This window comes from Fretibacterium sp. OH1220_COT-178 (assembly GCF_003860125.1).
Taxonomy (GTDB): domain Bacteria; phylum Synergistota; class Synergistia; order Synergistales; family Aminobacteriaceae; genus CAJPSE01.
On record NZ_RQYL01000014.1, the window covers coordinates 1 to 21,437 of the forward strand.

Genomic DNA, 21,437 nt, shown 5'->3' on the forward strand with positions numbered 1-21,437 from the left:
GCCTTCTGTGCCCTTGGTCCATAGTGACTTCCCCCTGACTGAATGATTCTGCTGGAGGATATTCTAAACCTTTTAACCTCTCCTGACGACACTATCTAGACTTTCACGCCTTATTAGGGGTGTGCACTGAAGCGATACCCACAACAAAATGAATAAAAATTGCCACTCGGGGCCAAACAACAAGCAACACAACACGAAATAAAGAATGTTATTAAGCTATTTACATTTTTTCAGGGGAGATCTATAATACATTTCATAGGCATACATGACATGAAAAAACAATGATGGAATTCCAAACGACATTGTATGATTCTGACACCCCAATAGACTTGGTATTTTCCATCAAAAATATGGGGCGGATAAACACAAAGTAATTTGCGAAATCAGTCCGTTACCTTGCTACCTTCAAGCGCTTCAGAAGCAGATGCATTTTTTCGATTTTTACCTTTGTCCGTATTCGGATTACGCGTAATCGAGAAAGAACTATTTTTCGCGTTTCTTGCCATACGGGAGGGAAAAAATTGAGTCGATATCCCCATCTTTACCAAGAAATCTATGACATGATCTACCGCGCAACCACATCTATCTCACCCGATGCAGTAAAGATCATGAGAGAGGCGATCGGAAAAGAGCGCAATCCGACAGCAAAAAGTATTATGCAAGCCATGTTGGACAACGTTAGACTTTCGGGAGAAAAACTCAGGCCCCTATGTCAATCGCCGGGTTTTCCCACCGTCTACATCAGCTTTGGAGATTCCTCTTCGCCTCTTGAGGATATCAAGCAGCTGTGGAGAGATGCGTTAATCGAAGGAACAAATCAACATCTTCTGCGCCCCAGTATGGTTGATACATTAACACGAGCAAATCCTGGGGATAACTCTGGTCTAGGGGTTCCTAATTTCGAGTTTGACTACCATCCTGCACAGAATTATCTTGACATGTTGGTGAGCTTTAAAGGATGTGGGGCAGAATTGGCTAATGCCATGAAAATTTTCACAGTTGCAGAGCTTGAGAAAGACAGGGGATTTGCCGGATTAAAAAGATGGGTTCTGAATACAGTTATAAAAGGAGGAGGCAAATTCTGCCCACCGGGCGCAATAGGCATAGGCTTGGGAGGCCAGATGGATGTCGCCTGTAAGTTGGCTCGAAGAACCGTAAGCACGCGGCGCTGGGACGATACTCACCCTGATCCTCGATACGCAGATCTTGAAAAAGAACTGCTCGAAAACATTAACAGTCTTGGCTTGGGAGCTGCGGGTATCGGGGGAGATACAACTCTTCTTGCAGTAAAAATAGACTCCGTCTCTACACACACAGCTATCGCTCCAGCGGCCATCACCTTCCATTGTTGGGCGGCACGACGAACTTACATAAGACTTCATCCCGATGGACAAAGGGAAATCCTGTTTTAATCTTGTTTGTGCATAATTGTTCGTATCTCTATTCGGCAATTGACATCGCGAAATGCTTGGAAAAAGGTGTTTGAGATGACCGAGATACTTCTAAACACACCGCTCAAAGAAACCGATATCAGACGGCTAAAAATCGGAGATGTCGTTTTTCTCAAAGGCTCTCTTATGACATCTCGGGACATGGGTCATTTGAAAATTCGGCAACTTTTGGATAACAAGGAAAATCTCCCCTTAGATTTTAACGGATCTGTTATTCTCCATGCCGGGCCTGTCGTCAACATGAATAGACAAGGAGGATATGATTTAGTGGTTATCGGTCCCACAACGAGTATTCGCATGGAACCTTATCACAGAATGGTAGCGGATCTGGGAGTTAAGGGGATCATAGGTAAAGGAGGACTGGGCGAGGATAGCCTGAAAGACTTTGCGGAATACGGACAGGTCTATTTTCAGGCCGCACCGGGTTGTGCCGTACTTCTCGCAGAGGGTATCTCTGAGATCAAAGAAGTCCATTGGCTGGAGCTTGGTGTGCCTGAGGCTTTATGGATACTTGAAGCTCAAAGGTTCGGCCCCCTTGTGGTCGGTATGGACTCTCACGGAAAAAGCATTTATCAGGAACTCCGGGAAAAAGCGGAGAGAAAAAAGGAAGCTCTCTATGGCTGCTGAATCGGAAACCTCGTTGCCTTAAATTTTACTTTTTCTGTGCAAGCACGACCTTACAGAAACAACCCGATCAGCAATAAAGAAAAAGACGATGGCTAGGCTCAAGCGCCTGCTCGAAAATAGATTCCGAAAAAAGTGGTGAAGAATGAGATCAAAAATTTTAGTAGGCGGTAGACTTCTTGAGTTTTATAGCAAAATTCAAAACAACCTTTGAGTTGGTGGGCATTACCCAGAGCAGAATCTTCGGAGCCCATCCTTGTTATTCCACATAACTTTCTAAATATTTATTCATCAAGGAGGAAAAACCGTGGAATACAGAATCGAGAGGGATTCCATGGGGGAGGTGCGGGTTCCGTCGGACAAATTGTACGGGGCCCAGTCCCAGCGCAGTATCGACAACTTCAAGATCGGCGTGGAGAAGATGCCTAAGGAGATCATTGCCGCCTTCGCCATCCTGAAGAAGGCGGCGGCGCTCACGAACAGGAAGCTGGGGGTCCTGGACGCGGTGCGGGCGGACGCCATCGCGAGGGCGGCGGACGAAATCCTGGAGGGCAGGCACGACGGGAATTTCGAGCTTGCCGTATGGCAGACCGGAAGCGGAACGCAGTCGAACATGAACGTCAACGAGGTCATCGCCAACAGAGGAAACCAGCTCCTCGAGGGCTCGGACAGTCCGCTCCACCCCAACGATCACGTCAATCGCTCCCAGAGTTCGAACGACGCCTTCCCCACGGCGATGCACATCGCAGCAGTCCTCGCCCTGGAGGACCGGCTCCTCCCCTCCCTGAGGCAGCTGAAGGAGACGCTGGATGCGAAGGCAAGGCGATACGCCGATCTCGTCAAGACGGGCCGGACGCACCTTCAGGACGCGACTCCCCTGACCCTGGGACAGGAGATCGGCGGATGGGCGCGCATGCTCGCCCGGGACGAGGAGATGATCCTGTCGGGGCTCTCCTTCCTGAAGGACCTGGCCCTGGGAGGAACCGCGGTCGGAACCGGGCTCAACGCCCCGGAGGGCTTCGACGCCGCGGTCGCGGCGGAGATCGGAGCCCTCACGGGAAAGGACTTCGCGACCGCGCCCAACAAGTTTCACTCCCTGACCAGCAAGGACGAGCTCGTCTTCGCTCACGGCGCCTTGAAGGCACTGGCCGCGGACCTTCTGAAGATCGTCAACGACATCCGCTGGCTGGCCTCCGGCCCCAGGTGCGGGCTCGGGGAGCTGCTCATCCCGGACAACGAGCCCGGGAGCTCCATCATGCCCGGCAAGGTCAACCCGACCCAATGCGAGGCGGTCTCCATGGTCGCGGCTCAGGTGATGGGCAACGACGTGACGATCGGCTTTGCGGCCAGCCAGGGCAATTTCGAGCTGAACGTCTACATGCCGGTCCTGATCTTCAATTTTCTGCAATCCTCGCGCCTTCTCGCCGACTGTATGCGCTCCTTCGACGAGCACTGCGCCTCCGGACTCCAGGCCAATACGGAGAGGATCGGCCTTTTCGTCAACGATTCCCTGATGAACGTGACGGCCCTGAGCCCGCACATCGGCTACGACAAGGCCGCGGAGATCGCCAAAAAGGCGTTCGCGGAGAACGTGACGCTCAGGGAGGCCGCCGTCGCCCTGGGGTATCTGACCGGGGAGGAGTTCGACAAGCACATGGATCTCAGCGCTATGTGCGGACCAGATATCGTAAGGAGAGGACTCTGAATCCAAGTAAGTGACACAGAAATAGAAACAATGCTTTTACCAACCTCTAGACATTTTTTCTGCAGTGCTGGATAAGAAGGAAATAGCTATGACTACAATTTCAGATGGAATAAGCAGACAATGCGCAAGATTTATCCAGAATCTTTCCTTTGGCAATCTGGATCAAGAAACTTTGTCGATCGTCAAAAAATGTATCATAGACTGGATGGGATGCGCTATAGGGGGCTCTTCCACTTCTGCTGCGCAAATCGTCGAATCCCTCGTCATGGATATGGGGGGCAAGCCTCAGGCCACACTGCTAGGGAACTTCAACAAAACGACGATTCTTCAAGCTGCAATGGTCAATGCTTACAACAGTCATATCCTTGAGATGGACGACGTACATAAAAGCTCGATCTCCCATCCCGCTGCTCCGGTGATATCGACTACTTTTGCTCTCGCAGAGCATTTAGGCAGTTCAGGAAAGGAGATGGTAGAGGCAATTGTGGCCGGCTACGAGGTTATGATACGGATTGGAGAGGCAATATCCCCCTCCCACTATACCCTATGGCACACAACTTCCACGTGTGGTACTTTTGGTGCGGCAGCAGCAAGCGCTAAACTGTTACATCTCGACGAACAAAGTGTACTCCACTCCCTGGGCAACGCCGGCTCACAAGCGGCAGGCCTATGGGAATTCGCATCCGACAACGCAATGACCAAATATCTTCACTGTGGGAAGGCCGCTTACAACGGCCTTGTATCCTCCCTCTTGGCTCAAAAGGGGTTTACGGGGGCAAGCCAAATTCTTGAGGGGCCAAGAGGCTTTTTCAAAGCTTACTCGCAGGAAACAAACTTCGAGAGAAGCTTTAAGGATTGGGGAATCCACTATAAAATCCGCGAGACGGCATTTAAACCCTACGCATCCTGTCGCCATACTCATGGCCCGATCAATGCCGTGCTGAATCTTTGTCAACGGGAAGACATCACTTACGAAAATGTAGAAAGCATTACCGTGGAAACTTACGATGTTGCGCTTCCTCTCGTGGACAACTATGATTTTTCTACCCCTGCGGCAGCCAAGTTCTGCCTCCCCTATTGTTTAGCCAGCGCTCTTATACTAGGACAGGTTGGAGTCGATGCCTTTCGAGAGGAATATCTCACGGACCCGCGCTTCAAAAAACTAGCCTTCAGCGTTACACTCAAATCTTCTGAAGAATTGAACGCTCTATACCCTTTAAAATGGGCTTCTAGAGTCGTAATTCAAACAAATCAAGGCAACTCTTACGATATTTTTATCGATTACCCAAAGGGAGACCCTGAAAATACGATGTCAGACACTGAGATTGAGGAAAAATACTTCAGCCTGACTGCTTTAAGAATGGAACGATCCAAAGCCGATTCTTTGTTGCAGCAAATTAAATCTATAGAAAATCGCGATAGCCTCATCAATATTTTTCAGAAATTCTTTCTCTGAAATTCTAAAAACAATAGAGGATTATTCTACCCGATAAGGAGATGGCCATCTTGTTTCATGATTTTGATGACATCACGATACGTTGGGGGACGGACTCTAAAAAGTATGGGCTTTATCCCAAGGACGTCATTCCGATGTGGATAGCCGACTCCGATTTTAAGAGTCCCCAAGCGGTTATCGACGCCCTTGCTCAAAGACTGCAACATGGCATTTTCGGTTATCCCTCGGAAAGCCAAAGACTTAAGAAGGCCGTTTCCCTTTGGGAGGGAAAGCGACATGCTTTTGAGGTGACACCGGATTGGGTAACTTTCATTCCCGGAGTTGTAGGAGGACTCGTATGCGCGATTCGCGCATTCAGTCGTCCAGGAGATAAAGTCTTGATTCAGACCCCCTGCTACCCACCTTTCGCTGCAAGTATCGAGAATAACGGCCGCAGAGTTCTTTGCAACCCTCTTCTGCTAAAGGAAGAGCGCTACGAAATCGACTTCGGGCACTTTGAAAGGCTATGTCAAGATTCTCAAACCCGTCTTTTCATCCTCTGCAACCCACAAAACCCAACCGGACGTGTTTTTTCAGAATTTGAGTTACGAGAAATGGCCCGAATCTGTATGGAGAACGATATCCTGATACTCAGTGACGAAATTCATTGTGACATCGTTTATCCACCCCAACAGCATATCCCCATGGCATCATTGTCCCCCAAAATCGCAGACTATTGTGTCACTTTTATCAGTGCTAGCAAGACCTTCAATCTCCCGGGATTCCGAACGGCAGTCACAATAGCCTCCAACTCCATTTTGAGGTCACGAATTCATGATGTGTTGACTGCGAATAAGGCTACCGGACAAAACATTATGGGGACCCTAGCGTCTTGTGTTGCCTTCGAGAGTGGCACAGATTACGCGGACCAATTGGTGCGCTACCTCAAAAAAAACCTTGATCTGGCAAAAGTAAAGCTGAAAAAAACGAAACTTCGACTTGTCAATCCAGAAGGCACCTATCTCCTATGGCTGGATTGTCGGGAGGTGACGGAGGACCCGGATAAGCTGATGGAGTTTTTTGTTCGAAAAGCAAAGGTAGGAGTCCAGAACGGGACCGATTTCGGAGAGGAGGGCAGAGGTTTCGTGAGAATAAATATCGCATGTCCACACTCGATTCTGGACGACGCACTGCGACGTATTCAAGATTGTTTTGAAGATGGTATAAGCCAAGCCACCGTTGCCTAATTTTGGCCCCAAGCTACAACGCACTATTAAGTTAAAGCAGGAAATCGCACATCCGTTATTATAAGGGAGGGCTCTTTATGACAGAAACAATCCAGAGAATCAATCCCAAAATTTGGATCTTCGCGATCGTTCTTATTGGTTTTGTGGTCCTTCAGGCAGCAGTTTTCCTGAAAATAGCTTTAAACTTCAACAAAAAGCATCACGTACTCACGTCTCAGGAGGTTAAAGACGCCGTTAAAACAGGTGCGGTATCTGTTATCGGTCCAGCGCTCAGCGTTGTTCTTCTTGCTATGACCCTGATCACTTTCGTAGGACCAGCAACGACTTTTATGAGAGTAGGGGTAATAGGATCCGCCTCCTATGAACTCAACATAGCCAATACGGCAGCAGATGCCATCGGAGTTTCGCTGGGGACAGAGGCCGTTACGGAATCGGTCTTTACCCTCTGTCTATTCGGTATGATCCTTGCTTCCGCCCCATATTTCCTCAACTGCTTCATTAGCCTGAAACCTCTCGACATGGCTATGAAGAAAGCCGCTTCAAAGAAAATTTCTTTCACTACATATATAGGCCTAGCCGCAGCCGTTGGTTTGATTGGGCGAAATACGCTAAATCAAATGAAGAGCACGCCGCACGTCGTGGCCATCGTAGTCTCAGTGATTTTGACACTACTCATGAAAAGCTATATCAAGAGAACCGGAAAGAAAGGGTTGAACAACTGGATCCTCGTAATATGTCTCATCGCGGGCATGACTGCTGCTGTCCTGACAAAAAAATATATGTAGACTCAGCTGAGGAGATGATATTCAATGTCTGACATCCTGGAGAATAATAACATCATGGAACAAGAGTATCAGGATATCTTTATGAGACGAGTGCACCTTGTGGGACGTAGCTCTATGGTGATTGGCCTGCTGCTTTCTTTCTTGCCGGTCATCTACCTTTATTTTTTTAAAGGATACCGTGCGGACGCCAGCAGTTATTTTCAGGTTATATTTGCTGTCGTGGCCTACGGATTGAGTCTATGGTTAACGGAGCCTCTTTCCTATTACCCTATCCTGGGCTCCGCAGGAACTTATATGGCCTACCTGTCCGGAAATGTGGGCAATATGAGAGCCCCTGTCGCTATGGCCGTTCAGAGCAGCATGAAGGAAGAGGTTACCACGCCACGGGGAAATATCGGGACAATCATAACAATAGCGATCTCCGTATTTGTCAATATCATCATCCTAGCAGCGATCATTTATGGCGGAACGTACCTGTTGAAAGTCCTTCCTCAGGATGTGTTAGACGCATTCGCTTACACTCTGGCAGCTCTTTACGCCTCAATGATCACCATGCGCACTGTAAATAACCCCAAGAGAGCGCTTTCTTATATGCCTGTGACCATCATTCTGTTCTATGTCGCAAAAAACATAGCTCCTCTAAAGCGTTACACCCTGGCCATTTGTATTGCAGGAACAATTCTTTTCGCATACCTGCTCTTTACCAAGGAACGTTCTAAATTGGAGGCCGATGGCAAATAAAATTAAGAGGGGAAGGGTGCTTCATGAAGTTCATCGATATGCATTGTGATATTCTCTTGAAATATTGCGAGCCCAACGATATCAAGGGAGATCTTTATGAAAATCCCCATATGTTTGACCTTAAAGGCTGCAGGGCCGCTGGAGGAATCGGACAGTTTTTTGCCATTTTCTTCCTGGCTCCCACTTCCCCTCGCCTTGCAAGGATTCAACCCATCACCGATCAAGAGTATTTTGATCGACTCTACACGGTTTTCAAAAATACTCTCAAACGTCACGAAGAACTCATCGCCTTTGCCGGAAACGCCAAGGACATGGCACACAATGAAGCGATGGGGAAATTATCCGCCTTTCTTACGGTAGAGGACGGACGTCTTATCAATGGGCAGCTCCAAAAACTAAAAGAGTTTTATGATTTAGGAGTTCGTCTGATCACCCTGACCGGCAATCAGCGAAATTGTCTGGGAGCTCCTAATTCCAGGGACGCCAATATCATGGCAGAAGGCTTAACTGCATTCGGAAAAGAGGCCGTTCACTGGATGATGGATAACGGAATTCTGGTGGACGTCTCCCATCTCTCGGACGGAGGGTTTTATGACGTCTTGGCTATAAGCACAAAGAAGGGGATCCCTTTTGTTGCCTCTCATTCCAATTGCAGATCATTGGCTGCGCATCCTCGCAACCTTACAGACGAAATGATAAAGGAGATCGGCAGAACGGGAGGCCTTATAGGGGTCAACTTCGGGCCAGAGTTTCTCAATAAAGACCAAGAGAACAAACACAGCAGCACGGATAGCATTGTGGCTCACATGAAGCGGATAAAAAATCTGGCGGGAATTGAAAGTGTTGCACTAGGCTCCGATTTCGATGGCATCCATGGATCTTTTGATATTCCCCATGTCTCTCACATGAGCACTCTGTTTCAAGCCATGGAAGAAAACGGCTTTTCCTTAGATGAAATAGAAAAGATCGCTTGGAAAAACGTCTCTCGAATTATATTGCAGTGCATGAAATAATTTATTTTCAACATTGATCAGGATACAAATAATAGACATACAACCAAGCAAGGCTCCTTTAGAAGCTTTTTAGAATACATTTGATAAACATAACGGCAGAGAAACACAAATAACTATCCAAGACTCTCCAGAATAACATGCAATCCAAATGGGAAGCGAAGCCGACAAAAACGTCGTAAGTACCACTTCCACAATGGATATGGGTCGAGGTCGCCTTACAGCGACCTCGACCATTGCACTAACGGATCACGGCGTTCGGGATCCAGGTGGAAACCCCGGGGAAGAGGATGATGAGCAGCAGAACCAGCCCCATCACCCCCAGGAAGGGATAGATGTAGCGGAACGAGTCCGAGTACCGGGTCTCCGTGATCTTGCACGCCGTCATCAGGTCCACGCCCAGCGGGGGCGAGTTCGCGCCGATCGCCAGGTTCACCGCGATCATGACGCCCAGGTGGATGGGGTCCACGCCCAGCTGCTTCATCACCGGCATGAAGACGGGGACGATGATGATGATGATCGCGATGGACTCCATGAACGTCCCCAGCACCAGCAGCAGCAGGTTGAAGAAGAGCAGCACGACCCAATAGTTGTCCGATATCGACAGGATCGTCTGCGCCACCTTCTGCGGGATCTCCTCCAGGGCCAGGATCCACCCGAAGAGGGAGGCCGACGAGATGATGAGGAGCACCGCGGCGCTGGTGAGGGCCACGGAATGGCAGACGTCCCAAAAGTCCCGAAGCGAGAGCTTGCGGTAGACGAAGGCCGACAGGACGAGGGCGTAGAGGGCCGCGATCGCGCCCGTTTCCGTTGCGGTGAAGATCCCGCTCCGGAACCCCACGACGATGATGAGGGGAGCCCCCATGGGCAGGACGGCCTCCTTGAGGGTCTGGGCCACCTCCGGCCAGGTGGGCTTGGCCCCGCAGGGATAGCCCTCCTTTCTGGCGAAGTACCAGGAGAGCGCCATCAGCCCCACGCCCAGCAGAATGCCCGGCAGGATTCCCGCCAGAAAGAGCCTTCCTATGGAGACGCCCATGGTCACGCCCAGGACGACCATGACGATGCTGGGCGGGATGATGGTCCCCAGCGAGCCCGCGCAGCCCAGGAGCGACGCGGTGAAGGACATGTTGTACTTTTGCTGGCGCATCATGGGGACCACGATCGAGCCGATCGCGGCCACGTCCGCGATGCCCGACCCCGATATGGCCCCGAACAGCATGCACGAGACCACCAGCACCATGGCGAGCCCCCCGGGGATCCGCCCCACCAGGATCGAGGCCAGCCGCATGATCTTGGGCGTGATGTCGCCCTTGGCCATGAGCGTACCCGCCAGAAGGAAGAGCGGGATCGCCAGGAGCGTGAAGGAGTCCACCCCCACGACCATGCGCTGCGCGATGGCCGTTATGGGGACGGACTCGAAGATCAACAGGTACGACGCGCCCGAGACGGCGATGGCGAAGGCGACCGGTATGCCCATCGCCATCAGCAGGAGCATGGAGCCCAGCAGCAGCGTCATGACGGGTGCCTCTCCGTCTCCAGCCCCTCCCTGCCCGTGATCAGCATCCAGAGGCCGAAGAGGGCCATCAGGCCGAACCCCACGGGAAGCGCCAGATAGAGGATGCCCGCGGAGATCTGGAGGGATGCGGTGACGTCGTCCCAGACCCGCGCCACGACCCTGCAGCCGCTGCGGATCCCATAGCCCAGGAACGCCAGGATGATCAGGACGTTCAGACGGATCAGCACCTTGCGGGCGGTGCGGGGCAGACGCTCGACCAGCATCTCGATGCCGATGTGCTCGCCCCTCAGAAACGCCGCCGCGGCGCCCACGAAGGTCATCCACACCAGCAGCGTCTGGCTGGCCTCGGCGCCCCAGGGCAGGGGATTGTGAAAGATGAAGCGCGACGCGACCTCGAGCACGACCTCGAGAAAGATCAGAAGCACGACAAGAATCAGAAAGGGCCTGAGGAGCCGATCGAATATCCTCATGCCCTTACTCGCCCGCCTCCCGGACCAGCTTCATCAGCTCCTCTCCGAACGTCGGCTCGAAGCTCTTCCAGACGCCCTGGACCGCCTCGCGGAAGGGGGCCTTGTCCACCTCGCGCACGTCGACGCCCTTCTTGCGGATCTCCTCCACCAGGGCGGCGTCCGCCTCGCGGATCATCCTCCGCTCCTCGTCGCGCCACTTCGCGGCCAGGGTCAAAAAGGCCTTGCGGTCCTCCTCGGAGATTCGGTCCCAGACGTCCGTCCCCACGCAGAGCACGGCCGACGTCCAGATGTGCCCCGTCAGGGACAGGTGTTTCTGCACCTCGGAGAACGCGTTGGAGACGAAGATGACCAGCGGGTTCTCCTGGGCGTCCACGACGCCCTGCTGGAGCGCGGAGTAGAGCTCGCCGAACGGAATGGGCATGGGCGAGGCGCCCAGGGCGGTGAAGGTGTCGAGGCGCATCTTCTGGGGCGTCACCCGGATCTTGATGCCCGCCAGGTCCTCGGGCTTGTCGATCGGGCGCTTGTTGTTGGAGATGTGGCGGAACCCGTTCTCCCACCAGGCCAGGCCGACGATGCCCTTTCCCTTCAGGATTCCGAACAGGACCTCCCCCAGTTTGCCGTCGAAGGCCCTGTACGCCTGCTCGTGGGACGCGAAGGCGTAGGGCAGCTCCTCGATGCCGAACTTCGGGTCCAGGGACTGGAACGAGGACCCCCCGACCAGGGCTCCGTCGATCGTCCCCATCTTCAGCCCCTCGATCAGGTCCTTCTCGTTCCCCAACTGGGCGCTGTGGAAGACCTTCAGCGTCACCCGGCCCTCCGTCGCCCCGGCAAGATCGGACGCCAGGCCCTCCAATGCGACGTTCCACGGATGATCCGGATTCAGCACGTGGCCCACCCGAATCGTCGTGCCCGCAAACGCCGGCACCGCCAGCAGCAGCAACGCAACAACCGCAAACCCGAATTTCCTCATCCTCTCGATACCCTCCCGACATTCGACGTATCCGCGCTCCCTTCCGCAAGGAAGAGGGGCGATCGGATTGACACACAAGTTTCATTTTACACGTTACAAGAAAAAAGAAAACCTTTTACGACGCATCGGCCTTGACATCCCTTTTCCTGCAGTGTATAACCGTGAAAAATTCCAAAAAAGGGCGCGGGCGCTCATGCGGCAACCCCCGCCCAAGGGATGGAGGGACAGAGCATGGGCATTCTGGCACGTTACGCCGAGCTGCTTCCGGTGACGTCCGCGACGCCGCCCGTCAGCCTGGAGGAGGGCTCCACCCCGCTGATCGCCCTGCCGCGCATCGGGGCACGGCTCGGCATCACGCTCTACGGCAAGTTCGAGGGGTGCAACCCCTCGGGCTCCTTCAAGGACAGGGGCATGGTCCTGGCCGTCGCCAAGGCGCTGGAGGAGGGCAAGCGCGCCCTGATCTGCGCCTCGACGGGCAACACCTCCGCCTCGGCGGCCGCCTATGCGGCCTCCGTCGGCATCCCCTGCTTCGTCCTGCTCCCGGCCGGCAAGGTCGCTCTGGGCAAGCTGGCCCAGGCCCTGATGTACGGGGCGAAGGTCATCGCCGTGCGGGGCAACTTCGACCGCGCCCTGGAACTGGCGCGCACGGCGGCCGAGAGGACCGGCTGCGCCATGGTCAACTCCGTCAACCCCTACCGGCTCATCGGCCAGCGCACGGGCGCCTGGGAGATCTGCGAGGCCCTGGGCGGCAGGGCCCCGGACTGGCACGCCATCCCCGTCGGGAACGCGGGGAACATCAGCGCCTACTGGGCGGGCTACTCCGAGTACCTCGGCCTGGGCCGGATACCCCGCGCCCCCCGCATGATGGGCTTTCAGGCGGCGGGGGCCGCGCCGCTCGTCACGGGGCGCCCCTGCCCGAACCCCGAGACGGTCGCCACGGCCATACGCATCGGCAGCCCGGTCAGCGGCCACCTGGCCCGAGCGGCGGTGTCGGAGTCGGGCGGCGAGTTCAACGCGGTCTCCGACGAGGAGATCCTGGCCGCCCAGAGGCTTCTGGCCTCCGAGGGAGGAGTGTTCGCCGAACCCGCATCCTGCGCTCCCCTCGCGGGGCTCCTCGCGCTCGAACGCGCCGGGCGCCTGCCGAAGGGCATCACCGTGGCCATGGTCCTGACGGGCAACGGCCTGAAGGATCCGGACACGGCGCTCTCCCAGACGGGACGCCCCGTCGAGATCGACGACTCCCTCGACGCGCTGATGGACGTCCTGGGGACCCCGTCATGAAGGGCGCCCCCCTCCTCTCCCTGCGCGTCCCCGCCACGAGCGCGAACCTGGGCTCAGGCTTCGACACCCTGGGCATGGCGCTCTCCCTCTGCAACGTCTTCAACGTCCGAGAGCTGCTGCCCGAGGGGGAGTTCACCTGCGACGTCATCGGCGAGGGGGCGTACGAGCTGACCGACGCGGCCTCCAACATGGTGGTTCGGAGCTACCTCCGCGCCTGCGCGGAGTGGGGGCTCCCCGCCCGGGGCCTGGCCCTGGAGTGCCACAACGTCATCCCGCTCTGCCGCGGGCTCGGCAGCTCCTCCACCGCCGTCGTGGCGGGCGTGGCGCTCGCGGACGCCGTCTCGGGCAAGGGGGCGGACGAGGCCGAGCTGCTGCGCGTCATGACCCTGATCGAGGGGCACCCGGACAACGTCGTACCCTGCTACGTCGGGGGCATGACTGTCTGCTGCTGGGACGGCCGGGACCTGCGCTACGTGAAGCTTCCGCCCCTGCCGGACGACATGCACGTGGTGGCCGCGGTGCCGGACGTCCGGGTCCGTACCCAGGAGGCCCGCCAGGTCCTGCCCGAGCTGGTCCAGTTCGGGGACGCCGTCTTCAACCTGGGGCGCGCCTCCCTGCTCTGCGCCGCCTGGGCGACGGGCCGATGGGACCTGCTGTCCTGGGGGATGGACGACCGCCTGCATCAGCCCTACCGAAGCTCCCTCTTCCCCGGCGGCAAGGCCATCCTGGAGCGCATCCGGGAGCTTCCCGGCTGCGTGGCCGTCGCGATCAGCGGGTCGGGCCCCACGATGGTGGCGCTGGTGCGGGGCTCGCCCGGCGCGGTCGCCTCGGCGATGTGCCGCACGTTCTCCGAGCACGACGTGCCCTCGCAGTTCTTCGTCCTTCGCGGCTCCTCCACCGGAGCGGCGATCGAACGCGCCGCCGGCGGCCTGCCGCCGGCCGGAGGCGCGGGGAAAAATTTCATTTCTCGGGATAGGAGCTGAGACCATGCAAAAGTCGACGATCGAAAGCATCCGGATCGACCGCGGGTGCGCCCGCATCATCCTGCTGGGCGTCCCCGACCTCCCGGGGGTCGCGGCCACCGTCTTCTCGTCCCTGTCCGAGAAGAACGTCGGAGTGGAGATGATCGTCCAGAACAACATGCGCGGCGGCATGACGGACATGACCTTCCTGATCCGCAAGGACCGTCTGGACGACGCCATCCCCGTCTGCCGGGCGGCCGCCGAGTCGATCAGGGCCCAGGGCGTCTCCTTCAACACGGAGGTGGCCAGCGTCTCCATCCAGGGCCGGGACCTGTCCTCCAGCCCGGAGATCGCCGCAAAGATGTTCGCCACTCTGGCGTCGGTGAACGTGAACATCGGGATGATCACCTCAAGCGCGCTCGCGGTCACCTGCGTCGTGGACGCCACCGCCGTGGACCGGGCCGTCGAGGCCCTGGAGGGGACCTTCGGGGTCAAACCCGCGTAGCCTCCGGCCCTTCCCGGACAGATCAAGTCGGGGCCCCGGACTTTACCGTCCGGGGCCCCGAATGCTGCGCTTCCGACGCTTTCGCACGACGCAAAAACGAGCCCCCGCCATCAAGCTCTCTCCCACAAGCTGCAAAGGCAAGAGCAAGGGGATCGCACTCAAAGGTCAATATTAATCAATTGATTTGTCGTCTTTTTTGACAGTCTTCATTTCTCTTGCATCCGCCGCCAAGGGCAGCGTCACCGCGAACCGGCTGCCATGCCCCTCCGTGCTGGACACGGCGATCGTCCCGCCATGGGCCTCCACCATCGCCTTCGCGATGGCGAGCCCCACGCCGCGGCCCCCGGTCGCCCGGGCTCGGGCCGCGTCCGATCGGTAGAAGCGGTCGAAGACGTGGGGAAGGTCCGATGCGGCGATTCCCGTCCCCCAGTCCTCGACCTCGATCACGGCCTCGCCGTCGCGGGTGAGCAGCCGCACCTCCACGCGTCCCCCGGGGTCCGAATAGCGCAGCGCATTCGAGAGCAGGTTGTCGATCACGCGGCGAAACCGTTCGGGATCGATCTCCGCCCGGACGTCCCGCTCGAGGCTGCGGCAAAGCGCCACCTCCGCCCCCTCGAAGAGCGGCTCCAGAGCATCCAGAAGAGCCCGCAAGAACTCGGCGAGGTCCGTATCCTCGACGCGGACCGACAGAACCTCGCCCTCCAGATGCGTCAGGGTTTCCACCTCCCCTATCAGGGCGCTCAGACGCCCCACCTCGGAGACGCAGAGCGCCAACCGATCGGGGCTCGCCTCCCAGATCCCGTCCGCCATGGCCTCCAGCTGAGAGCGCACCACCGTCAGCGGGGTCCTGAGCTCGTGCGCGATGTCCACCATCAGCCGCCTGCGCAGCCGCTCCTGTCCGGCCAGGGAGCGCCCCAGATCCTCCACCCCGCGGGACAGCACGTCCATCTCCCGGATGCCGCTCGGAGGTTCCGGATCCAGCTCATACTCCCCCCGGCTGATGCGCCGTGCCCGTTCGGCCGCCCGTACCACGGGCCGGCTCAACCCTCCGGCGACGAAATACCCCAGCCCGCAGGCCACGGCGATCATCACCAGCGCCCCCAGGAAGGTGTTCCGGGCGAGGCGCGACACGAAATCCCGGTCAAAACGACTGGGCAGAGCCTGGAGGCTCCCCTCCAGGAGACCGATCCGTCGGTCGCCCGAGTTCAGCTCGACGACGGCGAGTTTGCCGCCCCCGACTTTCCTCCCGTGCGCTCCGTGCCCCCGACCGGGCCCATGGGGCAGAAGCCTGTTCCCGTCCGCATCCCAAAGGGCGATATCCGGGACTCCCCAACGCGGGGAGGAACGCATGACGTCCATGACGCGCCTTCGGTCCCAGCCTCCGTCCTCCCGATAAAGGGCCTCCAGGGATTGCCCCAGGGCCTCCAGGTCGGAGAGCCGCCGACGCTCCAGATACTCCCGGAACCCCGAAAGGGTCAGGCGCATCCCCAGGGCCGGGACGATCGCCCCGCTCAGCACCGCCAGGAGGACGTAGAGGGACATCAGATGAACCCGGAGAGAGCGCCCCTTCATGACCGCTCCTCCGGATCGGCGTCGTCGATCCTGTAGCCGAAACCGTAGACGGTGCGTATCCAGCCGTTCTCGTGCCCCGGCTCTGCCAGCTTGCGCCTGAGGTTCTTGACGTAGGTGTCCACCGTGCGGTCGAACCCCTCGTAATCGTCGCCCAGAGCGACGCGGATGATGTCGTCCCGCGACCAGGTCCTCACGGGCCGGGAGGCCAGGGTCGAGAAGACCAGGAACTCGCTGCGCGTGACGGGGACCGCCGAGCCGTCCTTTCGGATCTCCACCCGCTGCGGGTCGACCTCGATGCGCCCGCCCACCCTCACCAATCCGCCGCTGCCCACGGCCTCCCTCGATTCCCGCGCCGGGCGGAGGTGCGCACGGATCCGAGCCATGAGGACCCGGGGACTGAAGGGTTTGCCGACATAATCGTCCGCTCCGGCATCGAGCCCTGCAACGACATCGTCCTCACTGCCCCTGGCCGTCAGCATCACGATGGGCACGGAAGAGCGGGCTCGGATGCGCCGGCACACCTCCAATCCGCTCAGCTTGGGCAACATCAGATCCAGAACCACGAGGTCGGCCCCCTCACTCTTCCAGTGAGACATCGCGGCCTCGCCGTCCGCGGCCCACAGGGTCTCGTACCCCTCGCGAGCCGCGTACGCCACCACCACCTCTGCGATCGCCGGCTCGTCCTCGACGATCAAAAGCCTCATCGTTCCCCCTCCTTCTGCGTCCCGTCACGCACCTCATGTCGATTCTCAATGATAGAGCACAAATGCGGAGAAAATAAGTCGAGGGGAAAGCCCCTCTTTTTCAGTAATTTTAGCGCATAAAACAATTGACCTTATATGATCTTCATATCGCCCCTTGAAACCTTCCCGTGAAGAAGCCCCCTTTCCCTCCCCTTACATTCCAAAGGGACAGGCGTCTCCACGGGATATCCTCATTGCGTTCATATTCTCTTCACATTGGGCGGTTATCCTGTATTTACCCGGGGGAAAACGATCCCCCGGCAGATCATGAGGAGGTCGTTCAGATGAAAAAGGTCGTTATCGCGGTATTGGTCGTAGGACTGCTGAGCATCGCAGGAACGGCGATGGCCAAGAACAACAGAGGACAAAAGGGGGTTTTCCCTCCCAACGGTGCCTGTCCGCAGACGTACCGGGAAGGCGGACCTGCGTGGGCAGGAGAGTGTCCCGTGTTCTCCGGACGGAACGGGATGCATCGTCCGGGACACGGACGAGGGCATCAGGTGCATGGCCGGAACGGCCGGGGTTACAGGGGCCATGGCTGGGACGGCAGGATGGGATGGAATGCCGTCGATATGCCGGAGGCGCTCCGCGCGAAGGCCGTAGAGATGGAGAAACTGCACGTGGAGCTGCGGGATGTTTTGTCCCGTACGCCCATCGACCGGGACAAGGCCCTGGAGCTCCATGGAAGGATCGTGCAGATCCACCAGGAGATCGGGGCCTGGCGCTTCGCCCAAAGGCTCGAGGCCATCGACAGCTTCCGCAGGCAGCAGGAACTGAATCGGGCCGTCCCCCCCGGCCAGCCCGCCGCGCCGGACAAGGCCGACCCGGCAAAACCTTAGTTCCTTCCCCGCCGACAAAGACGCACCTTGCAGCCAACCCCGCCCTTTGAGGGCGGGGTTGTTGGTTGGCCGGAACGCTCGACAATATCTTGTCGTCCTCCTTCGGCTTCTTGATGGAGTCCCCGCCGAAGCAGCCCCAATGGGGCATCTCGCCATGGACGACCGGAGCCGGCGTGCGGAACGGTGCTTTGAGATCGTGCACGTCCACCTGACGAACCGACACCCGACAACGCTCCAAAAACACGCGGATCGAAAACCAAAAATTTGATGGAATGAAATTCCAAAATCCCAGGGAATGGGGAGGCTCATCGACCCGATGATTCGCGGCGGCTGGCCCGGACGGCTTGTTTGTGATGCCGATCACGGCACTGAGGGAATGATCCCGCAGTCGTCGGGCAATATGCGCGTTTTACAGCGACAGTCCAGGTACGGCCCTTCCCCTACAGAGCGGTCCCTTTTGGGGGCGCAAACAGGCGGTCCATGCCGACGTCCTCCGGATCCAGCAGCCTCACCTTCGTCGGGATGCCGCCGGCGTATCCCGTCAGGCTGCCGTCCGCCCCCACGACCCGATGGCAGGGAATGATGACGGATATGGGGTTGTGTCCCACCGCCCGGCTCGCCCCGTGATGTTTTTGCCCATTCGGGCACAGGCCGACCAGGCTGTCCCCGTCGGATGCGAGGGTATGGATCCCCACGGGCAACGCGTTTTCGAACGGATTCCCGCTCCCGTCCGCCGCTGCGTCCCTCATTGCCAAAACCTCCGCCTTGCGCCACAATAGCGCAAAGGGGGCATGGACATCATGTTCTACGGCGCATCCATGTTGAACAAGAGGCTGCGGGACGGAGAGATCTTCCTGAGGCTGGACCGCACCTCGGAGGCGGATCCGGAAAAGGGCTACGTCCCGGTCTACCACTTCAAGATCTGCCGCATCGAGGGCGATGCGGAGCTGGGCTGGATCGACCTCCGGATCGGGCACAACCGCAGCACGGCCTTCGGCGGCAACATCGGCTACGCGGTCTACGAGCCCTTTCGGGGCAATCACTTCGCCGGAAAGGCCTGCCGCCTCCTTCCGGAGCTCGCGCGCAAACATGGCATGAGGGCGCTCTTCATCGCCTGCGCCCCGGAGAACGAGCCCTCGCGAAGGACCTGCCTCTACGCCGGAGCCCGGCTGATGGACGTCGTGGACATCCCCGAGTGGCACGAGATGTACGCCGAGGGGAAGCGGAAAGCATGCCGCTACCGCCTGGACCTGTGAGCGCGTAGCCCCCGCTGGCGCAAAGGGGCGCGGCGCTTCCTCCTGCCGCATCACGGGCCGATCGGTCCCGCCGCTTCGCGCGTTTCGACGGCCGTACGGACGACCTCCGCCGAAGCAGGGTCACGGAAAAGCCCGGGAGAGGACAGGATATTTTGTCCGACAGCGAAGGAGAGTGCAACATGAAAACGAGAAGGGCGACGGCGGACAAGCTCGATGGAATCGATGCATACGGAACCCTGTTGGAAAAAGCCGGTCGGTATGCGCTCGACTATATCCGGCACATCGATGAGCGCCCGCCGTATCCCGAAGGGGACAGCCTGGAAAACCTGAAGAGGCTCGGAGGCCCTCTGCCCGTGGAGGGGACGGACCCTCAGCGGGTCCTCGAACTGCTCCACAGGATCGGCTCCCCCGGGACGACCGCCCAGATCGGAGGACGCTGTTTCGGGTTTGTGAACGGCGGCCTGCTCCCCGTCGCTCACGCGGCCGGATGGCTGACGGACACGTGGAATCAGAACGGGGCCCTTGCGGTCATGTCCCCTGTCGCCGCGGAGCTGGAGGAGATCTGCGAGCTCTGGATAACGGAGCTGCTGGGCCTGGAGAAGGGCACGGCGATGGGTCTCGTGACCGGCTCATCCAACGCCGCCATATGCGCCTTGTCCGCCGCAAGAAACACCCTCCTGGGAAGGCTCGGCTACGACATCACAAAGGACGGACTGCGCAACGCCCCGCCGATCCGCATCGTGCTGGGAGAGGACGCCCACTCGTCCATCAGGGCCGCCCTCTCCGTTCTGGGCTTCGGGACACGGGAGATCGAGCGTGTTCCGACGGACGAGCTCGGCCGGATCCGGGCCGAAGCGGTCCCAAAACTGGACGAGAGGACCCTCCTGATCCTGCAGGCCGGGAACGTCAACGGCGGCAGCTACGACCCGCTCGAGGAGCTGTGCGGTCTGGCGGAAACGGCAGGGGCCTGGACGCACGTCGACGGCGCTTTCGGGCTCTGGGCGGCCGCCTCGGAGCGGCATCGCCATCACGTGGCCGGGATGGAGAGGGCCGATTCCTGGTCGACGGACGCCCACAAGACGCTGAACGTCGGCTACGACTGCGGCATTGTCCTGTGCCGGCACAGGGACGCGCTGGTTGCCGCTCTGCAGGCCAGCGGCTCCTACATCCAATATGGGGACCGCCGCGACGGGATGCTCTATACGACCGAGATGTCGCGCAGGGCAAGGGCGGTCCCGCTTTGGGCGCTGCTGAAATGCTTGGGCGCAAAGGGTGTCGAACAGCTGATCGACAGGCTCTGCGACAACGCGGAGCTCTTTGCCTCCCGATTGCGGCAGGCCGGGTTCACCCTGATCAACCCCGTTTTCTTCAATCAGTTTATGGTGGCGTGCGATACGGAGGCCGAGACCGAGGCCGTGCTGCGGGCGATACAGGACGGCGGCGTTTGCTGGTGCAGCGGGAGCCGATGGAAGGGAAAGCCCGTGATACGCGTCAGCGTTTGCTCTCATGCGACGACCCGCGAGGACGTCGACCGAAGCGCCGCCTCCTTCAGCGCGGCCCTGCAAAAAGTACGGAATGCGCCGCGCGGAGGGGGAGCGCCGTGAAAAAACCGGCCTGTTTCTGCACATACAGGCCCGGAGGGGACAAGCCCGCTTAGCGGCGGGCCAAACGGATCCTTCGGCCCCGTCATGATTTTCCCCACTACAGCTCGAGGTCGGCACAGGGCCTCACGGCAGGATCTCATGGAGCCGATCGAGGCCGATGCAAGAACCGGAGGCGGTTAGGGCTCGGTGTTGGCCTTTGCCCGCCGGAAGGGGAACTTTGTGCGTCGAGGGAGAGGATCCGTTCCTTGTCTCGACCTTGGGGGCGCAGATCAGCCCGCGCTCCTGCGCGGCACACAGCCGAAGGGTCGGCATGGAGACACCCTAATCCGTCCGTCTTTCAATTTCCTCACGATAAAATTGAATTTTGTCGTCCAGTTTGGACTGATGTTCCTGCAGCTTTGCCACTTGCTCTTTCAATGCCCGCCGGTGTCTCAGGAGCAGTTTCAGCCGCTCGTTCAGCGTCGATTCTCCGGCAGCCCGCAGCAGCGCATAACGCTTGATCTCCCTGATGGGCATACCCGTATCCTTCAAGCGCTTTATGAAATCGACCCACGTCATGTCCCTGTCGGAATAGCGGCGTCGGTTTCCGGCATTGCGTTCCGGCGCAAGCAGATGCTCCCGCTCGTAATAGCGCAGGGTGTGTATTCCAAGCCCCGTAAGTTTCGAAAATTCGCCGATCGAATAATCCAAAGAAAGTCCCTCCACTCCCTTGACATAGAGT

21 protein-coding genes are annotated in these 21,437 nt (G+C 58.1%); 14 read left to right on the plus strand and 7 right to left on the minus strand.

Annotation, left to right across the window (positions count from 1 at the left end; all coding sequences use genetic code 11):
- Positions 1-521 precede the first annotated feature (521 nt).
- The 8 genes from EII26_RS06770 (at position 522) to EII26_RS06805 (ending at position 9,001) form a co-directional block, all read left to right on the plus strand.
- Entirely contained in the window at positions 522-1,412 is an 891-nt protein-coding gene (locus EII26_RS06770) for a fumarate hydratase (RefSeq protein ID WP_199735101.1), read from the plus strand.
- A 75-nt stretch (positions 1,413-1,487) separates the two neighbouring features.
- Positions 1,488-2,078 (plus strand): FumA C-terminus/TtdB family hydratase beta subunit, encoded by a 591-nt coding sequence (locus EII26_RS06775; protein ID WP_124888397.1) that lies wholly within the window; start codon positions 1,488-1,490, stop codon positions 2,076-2,078.
- A 304-nt stretch (positions 2,079-2,382) separates the two neighbouring features.
- The gene (gene fumC, locus EII26_RS06780) at positions 2,383-3,780 is read left to right on the plus strand and encodes a class II fumarate hydratase (protein ID WP_124888398.1); all 1,398 of its coding nucleotides are present in this window, start codon (positions 2,383-2,385) and stop codon (positions 3,778-3,780) included.
- A 64-nt stretch (positions 3,781-3,844) separates the two neighbouring features.
- The gene (locus EII26_RS06785) at positions 3,845-5,236 is read left to right on the plus strand and encodes an MmgE/PrpD family protein (protein ID WP_124888399.1); all 1,392 of its coding nucleotides are present in this window, start codon (positions 3,845-3,847) and stop codon (positions 5,234-5,236) included.
- A 41-nt stretch (positions 5,237-5,277) separates the two neighbouring features.
- On the plus strand, positions 5,278-6,462 hold the full coding sequence (locus EII26_RS06790) for a MalY/PatB family protein (protein ID WP_124888400.1): 1,185 nt from the start codon (positions 5,278-5,280) through the stop codon (positions 6,460-6,462).
- 77 nt (positions 6,463-6,539) lie between these two features.
- Entirely contained in the window at positions 6,540-7,247 is a 708-nt protein-coding gene (locus EII26_RS06795; RefSeq protein WP_124888401.1) for a DUF5058 family protein, read from the plus strand.
- 24 nt (positions 7,248-7,271) lie between these two features.
- Positions 7,272-7,988: a hypothetical protein gene (locus EII26_RS06800; RefSeq protein ID WP_124888402.1), complete on the plus strand. Its 717-nt coding sequence runs from the start codon at positions 7,272-7,274 to the stop codon at positions 7,986-7,988.
- Between the two features lie 23 nt (positions 7,989-8,011).
- Entirely contained in the window at positions 8,012-9,001 is a 990-nt protein-coding gene (locus EII26_RS06805; protein WP_124888403.1) for a dipeptidase, read from the plus strand.
- A gap of 238 nt (positions 9,002-9,239) precedes the next feature.
- Here EII26_RS06805 and EII26_RS06810 read toward each other — a convergent pair whose 3' ends face one another.
- From EII26_RS06810 to EII26_RS06820, 3 genes are read right to left on the minus strand one after another with little or no spacing between them, the layout of a single operon-like run.
- Complete coding sequence (locus tag EII26_RS06810) at positions 9,240-10,514, minus strand: TRAP transporter large permease (protein WP_124888404.1); 1,275 nt, start codon at positions 10,512-10,514, stop codon at positions 9,240-9,242.
- A complete protein-coding gene (locus tag EII26_RS06815; protein ID WP_124888405.1) occupies positions 10,511-10,984 on the minus strand; it encodes a TRAP transporter small permease in 474 nt (157 codons plus the stop codon). Before EII26_RS06815 ends, EII26_RS06810 begins: the two co-directional genes overlap by 4 nt.
- Before the next feature lie 4 nt (positions 10,985-10,988).
- Positions 10,989-11,954: a TRAP transporter substrate-binding protein gene (locus EII26_RS06820; protein ID WP_124888406.1), complete on the minus strand. Its 966-nt coding sequence runs from the start codon at positions 11,952-11,954 to the stop codon at positions 10,989-10,991.
- 231 nt (positions 11,955-12,185) lie between these two features.
- Between EII26_RS06820 and thrC the strand changes: the two genes are divergently transcribed.
- The 3 genes from thrC to EII26_RS06835 are packed head-to-tail and all read left to right on the plus strand — an operon-like array spanning position 12,186 to position 14,702.
- A complete protein-coding gene (gene thrC, locus EII26_RS06825) occupies positions 12,186-13,235 on the plus strand; it encodes a threonine synthase (RefSeq protein WP_124888453.1) in 1,050 nt (349 codons plus the stop codon).
- Entirely contained in the window at positions 13,232-14,218 is a 987-nt protein-coding gene (gene thrB / locus EII26_RS06830; protein ID WP_124888407.1) for a homoserine kinase, read from the plus strand. The genes thrC and thrB overlap by 4 nt, the downstream gene beginning before the upstream one ends.
- A 4-nt stretch (positions 14,219-14,222) precedes the next feature.
- Positions 14,223-14,702: an ACT domain-containing protein gene (locus tag EII26_RS06835; RefSeq protein ID WP_124888408.1), complete on the plus strand. Its 480-nt coding sequence runs from the start codon at positions 14,223-14,225 to the stop codon at positions 14,700-14,702.
- Between the two features lie 171 nt (positions 14,703-14,873).
- Here the strand turns inward: EII26_RS06835 and EII26_RS06840 are convergent, their stop codons facing one another.
- Complete coding sequence (locus EII26_RS06840; protein ID WP_124888409.1) at positions 14,874-16,274, minus strand: sensor histidine kinase; 1,401 nt, start codon at positions 16,272-16,274, stop codon at positions 14,874-14,876.
- Entirely contained in the window at positions 16,271-16,978 is a 708-nt protein-coding gene (locus EII26_RS06845; protein ID WP_124888410.1) for a response regulator transcription factor, read from the minus strand. The genes EII26_RS06840 and EII26_RS06845 overlap by 4 nt, the downstream gene beginning before the upstream one ends.
- A 323-nt stretch (positions 16,979-17,301) precedes the next feature.
- Here EII26_RS06845 and EII26_RS06850 point away from each other — a divergent pair, with 323 nt between their 5' ends.
- Complete coding sequence (locus tag EII26_RS06850; protein ID WP_124888411.1) at positions 17,302-17,856, plus strand: hypothetical protein; 555 nt, start codon at positions 17,302-17,304, stop codon at positions 17,854-17,856.
- 440 nt (positions 17,857-18,296) lie between these two features.
- On the opposite strand, the gene EII26_RS13610 is transcribed toward EII26_RS06850, so the two are convergent.
- Complete coding sequence (locus tag EII26_RS13610) at positions 18,297-18,605, minus strand: methylated-DNA--[protein]-cysteine S-methyltransferase (RefSeq protein WP_124888412.1); 309 nt, start codon at positions 18,603-18,605, stop codon at positions 18,297-18,299.
- A gap of 51 nt (positions 18,606-18,656) precedes the next feature.
- Here EII26_RS13610 and EII26_RS06860 point away from each other — a divergent pair, with 51 nt between their 5' ends.
- Entirely contained in the window at positions 18,657-19,112 is a 456-nt protein-coding gene (locus EII26_RS06860; RefSeq protein ID WP_199735103.1) for a GNAT family N-acetyltransferase, read from the plus strand.
- Positions 19,113-19,291: 179 nt separating this feature from the next.
- Positions 19,292-20,716, plus strand: coding sequence for a pyridoxal phosphate-dependent decarboxylase family protein (locus tag EII26_RS06865; RefSeq protein WP_124888413.1), 1,425 nt, complete (start codon positions 19,292-19,294; stop codon positions 20,714-20,716).
- Between the two features lie 321 nt (positions 20,717-21,037).
- On the opposite strand, the gene EII26_RS06870 is transcribed toward EII26_RS06865, so the two are convergent.
- Positions 21,038-21,406 (minus strand): MerR family transcriptional regulator, encoded by a 369-nt coding sequence (locus EII26_RS06870; protein WP_124888414.1) that lies wholly within the window; start codon positions 21,404-21,406, stop codon positions 21,038-21,040.
- Between the last annotated feature and the right edge of the window lie 31 nt (positions 21,407-21,437).